This window comes from Candidatus Litorirhabdus singularis, assembly GCF_026262625.1.
GTDB classification, from domain to species: Bacteria; Pseudomonadota; Gammaproteobacteria; order Pseudomonadales; family Halieaceae; genus Litorirhabdus; species Litorirhabdus singularis.
This window is the reverse complement of sequence record NZ_SHNN01000002.1, coordinates 106,180-120,636: the sequence shown is the minus strand read 5'-3', so window position 1 is coordinate 120,636 and position 14,457 is coordinate 106,180. Positions and strand designations below refer to the sequence as shown.

Below are 14,457 nucleotides of genomic sequence, written 5' to 3'. Positions count from 1 at the left end.
ACGTTGTCCAATCGGCGGTTTAACCACTTCGGCACCAGAGTGACGTGATTTGGTTCATGAGTCTCATCTTCTCAAAAAGAGCGGGTTCAAACAGTTCGCAACTACCAGCGAACATAAATAGGCCCATTAACAGGGCCCGTTATTGTTGATGACGATTGTGCATTCCCTTCCATATCAAATATTTGCGCAGGCTCAGGGATAACAAGCCTCAGGTCAACCTCCTCACTCCAAACGACAGAAACGTCCGAATCACCATGGAACCGATATTCCCATACCCCCTTATGTTTAGACAGCTTACCAGGCACACTAACAGCACCGGCAAGCGCTTCACTCATATAGGAAAACGCTCGATTGACCGGTGCAGATATGAACTCTCCCGGATCATTAGTTGAGCGAAAGAGTCTGGCAACGGTTCCTGAATCGTCTATATCCCGGATATTCCAATAGAGAGACTCGTAAATACCATTTCCCGCCAACGTCACAAATACTTTTACCGTATTCGCAGCATGATCAAGCTGTGAATAATAGGTGTAGTCCAGAGTACGGGCCCGCTTACTTTTATGGCTCTGTCCCTTCTTCGAAGACATCCCATAACCAACTTCGGTAGCAATTATCGGACGAGTACTATTCACTGCGACCATTTCTTCATTTATCCAGTCGAGAATATTTTGTAGTGCTCGCCAGTTGCCGTAATAGTGCAACTGAAATGTATCGCCGCCTGCGGGGTCGCGAATGGCCTTCTTCACGAAATTCACTCTTTCAACTACACGGTCAGAACTAAGCTGCCTCAACAAACTAATCTGACCTTCTACCTTTATACCGCCTCTGTCTTTCCAAGATCTATAGAAAGTATGAGCTTCGGCAATGCCTTTCTTCTCGAATATATCTTTAGCCACGGCAAAGGCAAGGGATTTATCAGTGAAGCCACCATTGGCAATTCTAGTTTGGCTATCGACCGATCTAATCGCTTTTGTAGCGGTAGCCAAAACTTTGGAATACTGATTATAATCAATTACGTAATCCTCATGCATATCGGGAGCCGATGAGTAACTCTTTGAAAGGTCAACTTCGGTTTCGTTTCCAATCAAATAGCAATGCACTCTTCCCTTAAACTCGATAGCCAGCTTTTGAATCCAATGATAATACTTCTGACTGTACCCGAATTCACCAAGCGCCGCCCCTTCCAAGCCATGGTAGATGCTAGGGTTTTCAAATACCCGAAAGACTACTTTTATACCACGCTTTTCGTGTTCCTCCACTACCCTCTTTAGACGCTTAGCTTCGTCTTCACTTTCCATCCACTGGCGAACGTACACAACATTCCACTCAGCACCAAATGACGACATCTGCTCAATGTTAGTCGACAGCAACAACCACCTTGCTCGCTGCTCATCGTTTAACTCCGCTTCATCAATCGATTTTCCAGCGGTCCACATAAAAGGTTTGGTAGGCGCACGAACTCCAAAGCTTATCCCATCTGCACTGACTAAAGATGCATCAAACAGAAAAATGAAAAATACTATGAGATAACGGCAGTACTGAACAAGTAGAATTATTGACTTCGAGTAATTCCGGATACGCATTTCTTCCCAGCCCTCTTCGAGTCTAGTTCGCATACCAGTGCTCAAGTGTTCTGTCAAATTTGTCCTCGAGAAAACCGCGATCTTCACTATAAATACTTATTAGCTGTTGCCTTACTTCCTCTGGCATCTTGGAAGGCGGCGAAAAATTGGGTGGGTTGCTAGCAGCCGGCTCTTCAGGCAAAAGCTGGCTATCTACACCAAGAAACCTGCACGTTTTTTCAAGTTCATTTCTCCCGTCACTCTTTACATCATCATAGAAAATATAGTGCATGCGATCAGGAGGTATAACACGCTCCCACTGAACAATATTTCTACGATAGTCACCCCGTACAATCACATCGGGCGCCTTAGCCATTGCCAATAGATGCTGTAAATCAGACTCCCCAGCTCGCTCACCTGAGCCATACCAAGTTCTGCGGCGGAGTCCTGACCAGGCTCGTTCAATGGGGTTACGCAAAATGTAAATTATCTTAATCTCCGGGAGATATGCTGCAATTTCTCTAATGCGAGCTTCCGGTAAAATGGAGTAGGCCGGCGTTACCTCGCCTCTTATCATGTCATGAGCCGAGGAGAAGCAAAGTGAATACCAACGTCTATGTATAGGACTACCAAGACTGTAACGATAGTCAATTCCAGATTTATCCATGAAGTCAAAAAAGTGCAGCTCTTTTTCACGAGGCAAATAAACTCGCGGGTGTGTAGCCAGCCGATTATGCAGCCAAGTGGATGCCGATCTGGGCGCACCAATTCCCAGAAAATCGGGTTTAGTATCCTTGATCCATGGCATCGCATAAGCTTTCGCCAACCTAGATTCCCTACGATAAGACTTCAGCCATTGCCGAAGTGCTATCTCAATCCTTGGGAAGTGTTCAAGCCTCATTCATATAAACCTTTCTGCAAGTACAATCGTAAAAAACACATAATATAACTGAACACTAGCGCTACAAGGCTGAGCCTCGACTCGGCAGTTAGCTAGCAAACAATTGATCGTAAGCATCCAACAACTTGGGCTGCTCAAAGCTCCACTCAAGCTGACTGATGACACGGTTTCTGCCAAATTCACCCATAGTTGTCCTGAGCTCAGGATCACCCAGAAGCTGCAGTATTTTTTCAGCAAAGTCTTCTTCATCATTCCTCTTCGCATAAAGCGAAGACTCCCCGGCCGAGAACTTGCCCTCAATCAAATCAAATTGAACAATTGGCTTAGCAAGCGCCATATACTCCATGATTTTATTCATAGTAGATTTGTCATTCATCTCATTGGCCACATCAGGATTAACGCAGACGTCTGCCGTATTCAGCATTGCCAATAGCTCATCATCTGGCACCCTTCCCGTAAAGGTCACATAGTCAGCAACACCCAAATTCCTTGCATATTCCTCCAGATTCTCTAACTCGGTTCCACCTCCAACGAGACCAAAGTGGATATCCTCACGCCCCTTATCCTTTATGAGGAACTTAGCCGCACGGAGCAGGTAATCGATGCCTTCTTGCTTCCCCATTACACCAACATAACCGACTAGGTATTTCCGCCCCTTCTTTAACTCGTGCACAGGTTCAACTATCCTAAGTCTGTCCAGCATTGGGCCACTTCTTACCACATGAACCCGATCAGCAGGCATCCCCCCTCGCCTTATCGCAACTTCTTTGTATGATTCATTGGTAGCAATAGACACGCTGGCGGTTTTGAACGTAAGGCGTTCACAAAGCAACATGATCTTGTAAAAAAGATCACGGCGATTGAACTTCGCCTCGTAGAGCTCAGGGTTTATATCGTGGTGGTCGAAAAGAAACTTTTTGCCGAAGAAAAACCTAAAAAATCCTCCAACAATAAATATAAGGTCTGGGGGATTGCATGCATGAATTGCGTCAAACCCCCTAGTAAACAATACCTTAAACGCTAAGTAGAACTCCCAAAACAGCGCAGCACTGTATTCCAAGGCATAACCCGCAGCTCCGTCCGCTTCCAAAGGAAGGCTGTGGCGGTAAATGTGTATATTGTCTATCACCTCAAATTTCCGCTCAAAACCCTTCCCAGTAGGACATATAATCGAGACTTCGTAACCAGCCTCCTCCAGTGTCGTAGCTTCCTGCCAAACTCTCCTATCAAATGGAGAAGGTAGATTTTCTACGATGAAGAGAACCCGTCGTTTTTTACCAGCAAATGCCATCATAACGACCCTCTATACTTCGCAGATCAGAAACCCTGACTAGATCGACAACCACCTGTTCATCTTTCGTGTCCGACAAAATCTGCCTGAATTCCTCTGCCGCATTACCGATCACAATCGTTTCTCCATGCGCGATTGCCTCCTCCATACTGGAAACCATTAACTTGGAAATGTGAGGTATATGATTGAGTATATAGTCCCTATTCGCTCCAATCAGGGAAGCTAGGCTAATATTTTTATCATATAGCTTAAGGTCGTAGCCCTTTCCAATGAGTCGCTCGATAACTTCTACCATTGGACTTTCGCGAAGATCATCGGTTCCTGCTTTGAAGCTAAAACCCAATATGGAGACTTTCTTGTTCCCCTTTGAAACAATCATATCGAAACCGCGGTCGACCTGAATCTGATTATTCTCCATGATTGAATTTATCACAGGTAACTCTAGATCAAGCGCCCGTGCCTTATATTTGAGTGCTCTAACGTCTTTTGGCAGGCAGGATCCACCAAAAGCAAAGCCCGGCTTCATGTAATATGCAGAAAGATTTAGTTTGGTGTCCTTGCAAAAAATGTCCATAACCTCATGGCCATCTATATCAATTTCTTTACAAATATTTCCTATTTCATTAGCGAAGCTGACTTTTAATGCATGCCACACATTATCTGTGTATTTGACCATCTCTGCAGTATTTATACTCGTTCTGATAAGCGGTGCGTCCATATTCTCGTAGATGTTCACCAAAAGTTGACCGCTGCGACTGTCGGTTTCTCCAATAACTGTTTTGGGCGGATTATAGTAATCATATATTGCTGTACCCTCCCGAAGAAACTCGGGATTATTACAAACGCCAAAATCGACCCCAACTTTTTTCCCTGAGGCCTCTTCAAGCGCCGGAATAACAACGTCCTCCATACTTCCAGGCAACATAGTGCTGCGAGCAACAACCACATGAAAGTCATCCTTCTCAGCAAGGACCTTCCCAATATCCTCACAAACTGCACGCACATACTTTAAATCAAGACTGCCATTTGGCTGACTAGGCGTACCAACACAGATAAAGGATATATCTGTTGAGAAAACCGCTTCTCGTACATCTGGAGTCGCGAAGATAAGTCCGCGCTCCACGCCACTCGCCAAGAGTACATCTAGGTCTAGCTCGATAATGGGAGACACACCCTTGTTGATCAATTCGACCTTAGTAGCATTCGGGTCAACCCCGACCACGTAGTTCCCTTCATTGGCAAGACAGGCTGCTGAAACAGCACCCACATAACCCATGCCAAATATACTTACCCTCACATTCTCTGCCATTGTAATTGTCTCTTTAACTTACAATATTGAAAAACTGATACTTACCTGCGTCTTAGCCAATCGCACCCACCACACTCAAACGAGTCCTCAATGTGAGTGTTCTTTCAAAATGACTGGAAGCGTCTAGAGTAATGCCTGGCACCTTGGCATCAAATTTACGAGAAACCCAGCCGAGAGGCGTCTCTTCATCAGCTTTATGGACATCTACCTTAAGCCGCTCATCTAACTTTATCTCAACAGCAACGTCGTCAGAAATCGCAAGAAAAACGTTTCCCTCAACTTGCTCAACGCTGCAATTCTCAGAAAAGTGCCAGAACTGATCGACAAGATGCACGAAATCTCCACTATTTATCTCAAGTGTATCCGTAATATCGAAGCATCTTTTAGTCCTGTGATAAATGATCTCTCTTTTGTGCGATACAGGATTGGCACCTTGCTCATAGCCGCGATGTGAGCCTCGGAAAATCACTTGCTCACCATTATCCTCAAAGCTTTCCAACGTAGCTTCCGCCTTGCGCAACCACATAAAGTTACCGCCAATCTCAGACTGGTTCATTCCATCGATTCGAATGGTATTGTGCGCGGACGTCCCGCGAAAATAGTCTCTCCACTTCTGCTCTGTGTGATAAGCAAATGTGCCAGGATCGATCAAGATTTCCCTTCCCGCAACTGAAAGGTATACCGCTAGCGCGTCTGCATGACCATGGGCCGCTATTCCGCCATAGCCGAGTGGACCCGCATCAACCACCATCTTGACCTCATCAGGAGATTCATAGCTTCCTCCGAGTATGAAATATCCACCTTCTGGAAAAGAGGTTTTCACTGGCAGTCTAGCTTTTTCCGCTTTAAGTCGAGTATATGCTTCTGCACCCTGTGCACCCAAAAGAGCGATAGATTTCGAATCGAAGGTCCCCGATTTCAGCTTAAATTCAGGGCGTGAAAACAGTACGGCACCAGTCGCCAGTAAAGAGCGAAAGGGACAGAAGTCGCTGCTATAAGTAAGCCTAACCGCATAGCCATCATCAGCATCTCCGATCATTGGCACATTACCAGCTACATCCAAAAGCGATGCAATATACTCAAGCATTCTTTCCATGACTGCTAAGTAAGTGGCTGAAAAATCCTTCGAGTTAGCTTTTGCCGCCAACAATGGAAAAAGCAGGAAGTCCAATACAAACTGTTGGTAAGATATTGCTTGCTCCTTATTGACGCCATCAGAGAAATTTTGTTTGACTGCCTCAGTCTCTAGGATAGACAACGATTTTTCTTCCCAATCGGCAATCTCCGACCAATACGGCCACGTTTGCGCAGCAACAAAAACACCAGCTGACTCTCCTATAAGGTGATTGTTTGCAGAAGTAAATCGAGAATAATGCCCATGAATAAAGTGTGCGTGCTGATAAACTGATGTGAGCCAGCGATCTCGGAACTCTTTACCGGCCTTGCCCATGAACAGTTGACTCTCGCTGCCTCCAACCAGTTGCCAAGTAATACTCCAGTTTATAAGACGAATACCCAATTCGAGTGAACTGCTCCAGTGCGGGCCTTGTAAATACGGACACTGATCAAACCAACTATCAAGGTGTAACCTTATGCAGTTCAAATATTCTTGTTCATCTGTTAACGCAAATGCTTGAGCTAATGTAACCAGGTGTAAATGTCGCGCCGGCTCCCATAAATACTTTACATCGCCGACAATTGCTGAATTGCGATAATCCAGAGTTTTCCCAAAATCCAGAGGAGCATTTACCCCGGTTTTCGGATCGCGATTCCACTGCGGCACCGCGCCTATATCGTAGTCACGGATAGCGAATACATCTAAACGACCAGCGACAACTCTGTCGGCTACTTCGATAACACTATGGTCATTGAGGCTGGCATGCACCCATACCGGTGCGTCGGCAATCCGCTCGTCGGTAATCACGGGCAGGGCTCGTAAACCACCTAGACGCTGGAACCTGCTGGTTACAAGTCTCGCCAATCTATGTGAAACTTCTGGAATTGACATGCATCTGAGCCGATTCCAGAACCAATGTAGCCTTTCAAGCCCCACTCTATTTGTTTCCCCGTTGCATCAGTTTATTCGATAGGTAAAACTCAAAGCCCGCACTACCTCTCGTTCCGATACCGAATGTCTAATTATCAAACAGCTGGAGTATCGCAGACCTGCGATCTTCACCAATTTCTCTACCAGTAGCACTTTTCACGTAGTCTCTCGCTATCTCCAACTGCTCAGAGCTTTCCCCTTTTCTATTAACTCCACCAATTTTCCTACTGGAAGCGGACTCGGTAATAGCCTCTATATCTACTATGTCGACACCTTTTGAATAGGCCAGCAACAAGGCATGATCACAAAGCGAATTAATTAGTCGTGGTACTCCGCCAGCCAAATAGTAGGCGGTATAGATTGCGGCTGAAGTAAATATTTCATGGTCCGCACCTGCTACCTGCATTCGATGATGCACATAGCCTAGAGCATCCTCGGCCCGCAAAGAATCAAGATGAAACTCTACCGTAATCCTTTGCGCAAACTGGCGTAGCTTGGGACTACTCAATTTGTCTTTGAGCTCTGGCTGCCCCACTAGCACGATCTTCAGTAATTCATCTTGCCCGGTATTGATATTGTTAAGTAAGCGTAGCTGCTCCAAGGCCTTTTTCTTTAAGTTCTGTGCTTCATCAACGATCAAAACCGCGTTTTTACCGGCTGCGTAGCTATCAATCAGAAAGTCCTGAAATCTGCGCCTAAGAGTTACCTGGTCTCCGGTGTGGTCTAAACCAAATGCACTAAGAACCCACCGTAAGAGATCTTTACTGGTCTCGCGGTCGGTGTCTGCAAGAAGTGCAACGACTAGATCGTCGCCGTCATGCTGCTCAAGAAAATAGCGTAGCAAAGTGGTTTTACCTGCGCCCACTTCACCACTAATGACAGCAATACCCTCCTGCGAAAGCAGCCCATACTCCAACGTGTAATAAGCCAGACTATGCTGCGATGACAAAAAAATATAAGCCGGGTCAGGGCTAAGGCTAAACGGCTTTGAATGTAGGCCAAAATGTTCCAGATACATGATTAAGTCGCTGGCGCCATTTTAGCTCGCCTTATTGAATACAGTACCGAGGATGTTACTACCCTCAAGCAACTGCACGCAGCGTTCCATATCTTCCGGCGTCGACACTTCGCTTTCGACCACCAACAACGCCGCATCGGTATAGGGCGTAAATACCAACGCGTCATCGTCGCGAAGCAGAGGCGGCAGATCAAAAATCACCAGTCTATCTGAATAGCGGTTCACAATGTCTTCCAGCACGGCTTTCATCCGCGGTGATGATAACCACTCTGACGTAGTGCCGGTTACCGGTGTAGACGGTAGTAATGTCAGCCGTTCAAGACCGGGGTTTACCAGTATCTCGTTAAGCTCTGCTTCGCCAGAAAGGTAGTCAAGCAAGCCTTTGTCGGTTGATAACCCAAGCATATCGAGAACATTGGGACCTTTGAAGTCCATATCGACCAATAGCACAGTCTGGTTCCGCTCTTTTGCGATGGTGATTGCCAAATTGACGGCCGTCAGCGTCTTACCAGCCCCGCTATGGGCACTGGTCACCGCCAGAGTCTTCCAATTATTCTGACGAAACTTCGTCAAAACCTGTGTTCTTAGCTGGCGATAGGGTTCAGCTCGCTCATCATTGTCGAACGCTGCAACGATCCGATTTTCCATCAATATAGCGGGATCGAGTTGCTCCACCCTTGACTGAGCATGCTCCGAGCGTGGCTCGCCATGCGCTTCCGTAACCTCTGTTTGCTCCGCATCACGAGACCCTTTTTCAGGCAGCACCTCAGTAGCTGCCTTTTCATCTCGCTCTTTTCGAGCCTTTTCAACGGCATCTTTAATATATTCCATATCGAAATCCTCGAGCCCCTATAGTCCAACTTTTTGTAAAATTACAAACCACAGTACGTCCAGGGGTTTATAGAAAATATGTATCATCGTCAGCACGATTATCAACGCTACAGCCGCTCCGCCTATGGTCAACAAAAACTTTCTCTGCGGCCGTTTCGCCGCCTGCTCCTCTGGCGTTAATATATAAGGTATCGTAACTAGAGGAGCTATGCCCATTAGCTCAGATACAGACCGTACACTTCGCAAGCTTGGGTCAAGCGCTTCCATCACGAGAGCGCTACCTAATGCAGCACCGAGCGCTAGGACGACACCCAAGAAAAAGATCAAAGGTCTGTTAGGACTTGCCGGCTGCTCAGGCAATGCCGGCGGGTCGATAAGGGTGAAACGCTGCCCCTTTCTACCTTCTTCAAGCTCACCGGCAAGCTCTGCTTCTTTCAACTTTATCCGCAAGTCCAGAAACTTGGCAGACGCAACGCTAAGGTTACGCTGCAATTCAGAGTACTCGCGTTCTACATTCGGTGCCTTAGCTGCCGCCAAATTCAACGCATCGACATCCGAACTTAGCTGCACTACCTGTTGAGTCAAAGCAGACTTTTCCATCTGCAGTGATTTCAACTCGTTATCCAATACCAAATAGGCTGGGTTGTCAGGCTCAGCTTGGACCGATTCGCCATCGAAGCTGTCAATTTCCTGATCGATCACAGCGACCATTTTCTGTTTCGCTACAACATCAGGGTGATCGCTACTATACTTGGCAAGAAGACCTTCCAATTCAGAATTAGCAGCCGCTTTGCGACGTAGTAGCTCATCAAAGTCGTCGGGACGACCGACCTGTGCTTCAAGCGTTTCTATTTCGCGCAACAGTCTTTGTACATCAGGGTGATTGGGGCTATACCGAGCCTTTATCGAAGAGTACTCCGACTTGAGCGCTTTAAGCCTGTCTACATCACCAAGAATCGCTTGACCGGTTGGCAAAATGGAGGGCGCATATTCCGACGTTGAAGCCAACCTCTGCTTGAGCTGCAACTCTCGCTTTTGCAGCTCGCGTAACCGAGATTCAGACGCAATTAATTGAGACTGGAAACGAGTCAGGTTCTGCATGTTCACCTGAAAACTCTCAGGTAGGGAGTTTTGATTTTGAGACTTGTAGATGGAAATCGCTTCTTCCAGCGCCCTCACCTCGCTCTCCAGACTATCAGACTCTTTCCTTAGAAAATCTGACGTGCTGGACGTTTGCTCAGAGCGGCTTCTCAAGTTTTCATTGAGAAACAAGTTAACCAGTTCATTCGCCACATTCAGTGATTTTCGCGGCGTGTCGGCGCTGAAATCCAATGTGAAAGCAATCGTTGCCTGCGTCGGCCTGCCACTTCGCGGATCGATAATATCTGCATTCAGCAAATCCAGGTTTACCGCGTCGATAAAGTCCTCGGCGATCTCCATGCGCGGCTTTCTGGCTAGCTCATCGGCATCATAGAGCTCAAAGCGCTCGACCAACTGCATAATGTTTGCCAATGTCAGCACGCGCTGCCTAATGACCTCCACCTGCTGATTAGCATAGCTAGTGATGGTCGAGCGCACCATGTCCTCTGGAATTTCCTGCTCTTCAATGAGGATGGTCGCACTGGAAGTGTAAGTCGGAGGCCAAAATAGCGCTGCCATGACTGCAATAGCTAGCACCACCGCACCGACTATTGCCATTTGTTTACGGCGCCTTTTTAAACCCGCCAGTATATCTGCAAGGCTCTGGCTTTGCTCTTCTTCCGCATAACCCGACGGCCGTGTTGACCCTTCACTTATCGACATTGCTGATTCACCATAACTACGTTCCTAACTGTATTGATCTATAGAAAGCCGTTGAGCAATCTACAGCACCTCTTCGGGCAATCGGTAAGAAATGCCCACATTGAACAAGTTGCCTGTACCCTCGCCCAGACCGCTCCTTTCATTTTCCTGCGTCCGATACCGGTATCGGGCACTAAGCCACCATTGCTCGGCAAACTGATAGCCAAATCGAACCGCAGCTTCGCTATAATCGCGTGCATTCTCTACTCTATCTTCTGTGGTATCGCTTTGCCCAATGCGGGCATCAAAATCCAGCCTGGCTCTCTCAAATGGCTTCCAGTAATACTTGGCGCGGGCCTCGTCTGTCTGGCGTAAAACTCCGTCACCGCTGGGTGTAACGCGAGAGGATATATTGAAACTAAAGCCCTGGTACTCATCATCAAAAGCCAACGCGGCACTACCCGTAAAGCCCGTGGCATCCTGGTCTTCTATTTCGATAAACTCAATCAGGCCGGTCTCAGGATTCACCACAAAAAATCCACCACCACCGTATTCTGTGTAGACGCGCGTACCACCCACCAGCAGGTTCAACTGCCACTTTTCGGTAACACTCCAAATAACACCACCCTCCAACCCAAAGGTATCGGAAGTTACTGCAAACTCTGCCTTATTCTCATAACGCGAAAATGTAGGCTGCAGCTGCAAACGCAAACGTTCATTCCAGAAGTAGGACCAATTGGAGGATAGGTTTGAGTAGTCATAGTCAACATAGCGGTCGCTTTCAAACTCTACCTGACGCCAACTCGCTTGAGTGTACAACTGCTGGAGTTGGTTGATCTGCCAGTTCCATGCTGGCGCTATCGAGATGGTCTCTTTCTCAGTAGCGCCTTCAATCTCTCTCAAACCACCCAGTCCAGTATCGGTAAACTGAGTGTTTAATGCGCTATCAAGCCAATATCTGCCTTCTAGAGAAACTGTGTGTCGCTCCCACTCATAAGCGAAGTCTAATGTAAGGTCCAGACTTTCATTATCAAAGTCGGAAGCTTTGGGCTCGGCTAAGAGCGGGTCATCGGTGTCTAGCTCAATGTCGCCATATCGCTCCACGCCCACTTTTGCGTCGCCTACAACGGAGAATCTCTCAGTGCTGTATTCGGACGTTATGAAGCCACTCGCTACAGCACCTGAAAGCTCAATCGCGTTTCTCGGCGTTACTCGAATGTTGTCATCGTACTTATAATTGATGCCGGCGCCGGCCTTCACGGTCGTTTCCGCCGCATATACCGCAGTCGACATCAGTGCGACCGTGCTGAGCGCTAAACCACACCCACAGCGCGTCACCAGCTGGAAAAGCGGACTATAGATTTTTTCTTGCTTATTCATAGGCATCGCCATTCAGTCTCTTCGGGGTCTCGATTTCTGACCACTCGTCGATCGACTACGGCACCACCACCACATCGCCGCTGCGCAGCAGTATGTTGCTATCCAGGTCCTTCCCGCGCTTTACACCCGCGTAGTTGAACGAAATAGCACGCTGGGTACCCGCTTGATCGCGGCGCAGTACCTGAATATCTTTTTCATCGGCAAAGGCATTAAGCCCGCCTGCCCAGGCAAGCGCCTGAGTGACATCTACCGGCATGGCAATAGGAAAGGCGCCGGGGCGATTAACCTTGCCTAGCACGTAAACTACGTTGCCTGAGATCGCCAACGTGGAAACGGTTACCACGGGCTTGTCGTTCAGGAAGTTGGAGAGTCCTTCTGCTACCGCATCAGCGAGAGCGCTTGCTGTTTGACCACCGGCCCTAAATTCTCCCGCCAGCGGAATGCTGATAAAGCCGTCTGGGCGCACTGTAACCTGCCGGGTTAACGCCTCTTCATTCCAAACCAGCACTTCCAGAGTATCACCGGGGTTTATCGGGTAGTCACCGGTCTCTGCCGCAATTGCAGCGTTCCCAACTAACAGCGTACAAACCATTAACAGCGCTTTCATCAACATTTGAGCTTATCTCCCCTAGGCGCGGCTGCAGACACTCAGCCAAAGGGGCACATTCGCAAAAAAAGTGGCGAAACTCAACAACTTATCTGACTTTGGTAGCGTTCGGTGAACAAAGTCACACTATTGGCACCTCGCAACGCACTTAGCGCCGCAAGAGCGGCTGTGGCGGCGCAACTAGACCTGCGCCAATTCCTCATCAGTGGCCCGCCGAACTTCGGCAACCGTGCCCTGAAAACGCAAGGTCAGGCCTGCCAGAGGGTGGTTGCTGTCCAGCGTCACAGTAGTTTCGGTTAGACCGGTTACAAGACGAGGGGGATGTTGACCACTGGAGTCCTCCACTTGCATGCCCAACTCCAGGGGCTGACCCTCTCGCACCTGATCACGTGCTATTTGCACCACAGCCTCCTCAAGGTAATCCCCGTAGGCGTCTTCCGGCAGCAATGTCACGTCAAAGGCATCACCTGCCACTTTTCCCTCCAGTGCCTCCTCCAGAGCTGGCACAATGCCTGCTGCGCCGTGCATATAAACCAACGCCTCATCATCAGGTGATTCATCCAGAATATTGCCTTCATCATCACTCAGAGTAAAAGCAAGGCTGACAACACACCCGTCTTCAATTTTCTGCATCTTTATTCACCTGTTTCTAAATGTAGTGGGAATAGACTGCTGACTTATCCAGGCACAGCGTCCGCGACAGTCTATGCGGCAGACCAACTCATGACAATGCCGGTACGCCAATTCAAATATCGACAGTCACAGCCATCCCTTCAGAGTGTCAGAAAATTTTACACTTCTGGTATATTTGCTTGATTCTGTACTTAGTCTCCCAGTCACTTTTATCTTTAGCTAATTGTTTTATATATGTTTTATTCTAGGTGGCACAACTATTGCTTTATTATGGGGAACTGATCTGAAAAGTAAGTTTTGGCATCGGTATTAGCCGAAAAGGAACTGCTGAATTAAATGAACAGACAGTTTAGGAGTAAATTCTTACTAACAAACCGGTAAGAAGGCATAGGCCAAAACCATCGCGAGGTGGCGGCGGAAAGGCTAAGGGTCTGTGGCGGTGGATAAACCATCACTGTAGATAGCCAGCTTACAACCCTTCCTGAATGAAACTTGAGGAATGATATAATATGAACACAAAATTACCCTTAGCTCTAACCGCAGCATCAGTTGCCGCACTGATGGGCGCTCAAGCCCACGCAGCGCCTGTTGGCGCCGCAATGGCCTTCTCATCCGTACTCGTTATTACTGGTGCTGCAGATGGTACTGGATCAGGCACCGGTACCGGTGCATTTGACGATTCCGGTACTCTGACTATTTCGCAGGATACGTACACTAATATTCCGGCCTTTTATGCCACAGCTACCGTAACCGCTACTGCCGTCTATGGAGGCAGCATCACAGGTACTACCTGGACCGCTGATGGCACCCAACTAGGCGAAACTAGCGCATGTGTTGGTGCGGCTCTTATCTGCAGCACCTTACCAGTTGGCGAGGCTCCAGCGCCCGGCACCAATCCAATCTTCTCGGTTGATATCAATACGGGTGGAAGCTGGAGTACGTTTACTCCAGGCATCGTTAACATCAACGCCACTGCTACCCTGTCCCCTGTCCCCCTGCCCGCAGCTGCCTGGCTATTCGGTTCAGCCCTACTGGGCTTGGCTGGTGTGAGCCGCAAGCGCAAAATGTCTTAATTGCCATTGGGCAATTAGCATTC

General features: G+C 47.9%; 12 protein-coding genes. 1 reads left to right on the top strand and 11 read right to left on the bottom strand.

Annotated elements, in window-relative coordinates; genetic code table 11:
- Positions 1-101: 101 nt before the first annotated feature.
- From EYC98_RS08940 to EYC98_RS08890, 11 genes are all read right to left on the bottom strand, one after another.
- A complete protein-coding gene (locus tag EYC98_RS08940) occupies positions 102-1,616 on the bottom strand; it encodes a hypothetical protein (protein WP_279245003.1) in 1,515 nt (504 codons plus the stop codon).
- Positions 1,606-2,463: a sulfotransferase family protein gene (locus EYC98_RS08935; protein ID WP_279245002.1), complete on the bottom strand. Its 858-nt coding sequence runs from the start codon at positions 2,461-2,463 to the stop codon at positions 1,606-1,608. Before EYC98_RS08935 ends, EYC98_RS08940 begins: the two co-directional genes overlap by 11 nt.
- A gap of 88 nt (positions 2,464-2,551) precedes the next feature.
- Positions 2,552-3,757, bottom strand: coding sequence for a glycosyltransferase family 4 protein (locus EYC98_RS08930; RefSeq protein ID WP_279245001.1), 1,206 nt, complete (start codon positions 3,755-3,757; stop codon positions 2,552-2,554).
- Complete coding sequence (locus tag EYC98_RS08925; RefSeq protein ID WP_279245000.1) at positions 3,738-5,063, bottom strand: nucleotide sugar dehydrogenase; 1,326 nt, start codon at positions 5,061-5,063, stop codon at positions 3,738-3,740. Before EYC98_RS08925 ends, EYC98_RS08930 begins: the two co-directional genes overlap by 20 nt.
- 52 nt (positions 5,064-5,115) lie before the next feature.
- On the bottom strand, positions 5,116-7,071 hold the full coding sequence (locus EYC98_RS08920; RefSeq protein WP_279244999.1) for a heparinase II/III family protein: 1,956 nt from the start codon (positions 7,069-7,071) through the stop codon (positions 5,116-5,118).
- A 127-nt stretch (positions 7,072-7,198) separates the two neighbouring features.
- The gene (locus EYC98_RS08915) at positions 7,199-8,128 is read right to left on the bottom strand and encodes an ExeA family protein (RefSeq protein WP_279244998.1); all 930 of its coding nucleotides are present in this window, start codon (positions 8,126-8,128) and stop codon (positions 7,199-7,201) included.
- Positions 8,129-8,149: 21 nt separating this feature from the next.
- Complete coding sequence (locus EYC98_RS08910) at positions 8,150-8,959, bottom strand: CpsD/CapB family tyrosine-protein kinase (RefSeq protein ID WP_279244997.1); 810 nt, start codon at positions 8,957-8,959, stop codon at positions 8,150-8,152.
- A gap of 18 nt (positions 8,960-8,977) precedes the next feature.
- Entirely contained in the window at positions 8,978-10,762 is a 1,785-nt protein-coding gene (locus EYC98_RS08905) for a GumC family protein (protein WP_279244996.1), read from the bottom strand.
- A 60-nt stretch (positions 10,763-10,822) separates the two neighbouring features.
- Positions 10,823-12,121: a hypothetical protein gene (locus tag EYC98_RS08900; protein WP_279244995.1), complete on the bottom strand. Its 1,299-nt coding sequence runs from the start codon at positions 12,119-12,121 to the stop codon at positions 10,823-10,825.
- A 55-nt stretch (positions 12,122-12,176) separates the two neighbouring features.
- On the bottom strand, positions 12,177-12,734 hold the full coding sequence (locus EYC98_RS08895; protein ID WP_279244994.1) for a polysaccharide biosynthesis/export family protein: 558 nt from the start codon (positions 12,732-12,734) through the stop codon (positions 12,177-12,179).
- A 174-nt stretch (positions 12,735-12,908) separates the two neighbouring features.
- Positions 12,909-13,361, bottom strand: coding sequence for an FKBP-type peptidyl-prolyl cis-trans isomerase (locus EYC98_RS08890; protein WP_279244993.1), 453 nt, complete (start codon positions 13,359-13,361; stop codon positions 12,909-12,911).
- Between the two features lie 509 nt (positions 13,362-13,870).
- On the opposite strand from EYC98_RS08890, the gene EYC98_RS08885 reads away from it, so the two are divergent.
- Positions 13,871-14,434, top strand: coding sequence for a VPLPA-CTERM sorting domain-containing protein (locus EYC98_RS08885; RefSeq protein WP_279244992.1), 564 nt, complete (start codon positions 13,871-13,873; stop codon positions 14,432-14,434).
- The last annotated feature ends 23 nt before the right edge of the window (positions 14,435-14,457 follow it).

Bases quoted from the DNA above. Each gene is read 5' to 3' on its own strand.
- EYC98_RS08900 (WP_279244995.1), bottom strand. From the start codon at position 12,121: ATGAATAAGCAAGAAAAAATCTATAGTCCGCTTTTCCAGCTGGTGACG.
- EYC98_RS08925 (WP_279245000.1), bottom strand. From the start codon at position 5,063: ATGGCAGAGAATGTGAGGGTAAGTATATTTGGCATGGGTTATGTGGGT.
- EYC98_RS08890 (WP_279244993.1), bottom strand. From the start codon at position 13,361: ATGCAGAAAATTGAAGACGGGTGTGTTGTCAGCCTTGCTTTTACTCTG.
- EYC98_RS08930 (WP_279245001.1), bottom strand. From the start codon at position 3,757: ATGATGGCATTTGCTGGTAAAAAACGACGGGTTCTCTTCATCGTAGAA.
- EYC98_RS08940 (WP_279245003.1), bottom strand. From the start codon at position 1,616: ATGCGAACTAGACTCGAAGAGGGCTGGGAAGAAATGCGTATCCGGAAT.
- EYC98_RS08910 (WP_279244997.1), bottom strand. From the start codon at position 8,959: ATGGAATATATTAAAGATGCCGTTGAAAAGGCTCGAAAAGAGCGAGAT.
- EYC98_RS08935 (WP_279245002.1), bottom strand. From the start codon at position 2,463: ATGAGGCTTGAACACTTCCCAAGGATTGAGATAGCACTTCGGCAATGG.
- EYC98_RS08920 (WP_279244999.1), bottom strand. From the start codon at position 7,071: ATGTCAATTCCAGAAGTTTCACATAGATTGGCGAGACTTGTAACCAGC.
- EYC98_RS08885 (WP_279244992.1), top strand. From the start codon at position 13,871: ATGAACACAAAATTACCCTTAGCTCTAACCGCAGCATCAGTTGCCGCA.
- EYC98_RS08915 (WP_279244998.1), bottom strand. From the start codon at position 8,128: ATGTATCTGGAACATTTTGGCCTACATTCAAAGCCGTTTAGCCTTAGC.
- EYC98_RS08905 (WP_279244996.1), bottom strand. From the start codon at position 10,762: ATGTCGATAAGTGAAGGGTCAACACGGCCGTCGGGTTATGCGGAAGAA.
- EYC98_RS08895 (WP_279244994.1), bottom strand. From the start codon at position 12,734: ATGTTGATGAAAGCGCTGTTAATGGTTTGTACGCTGTTAGTTGGGAAC.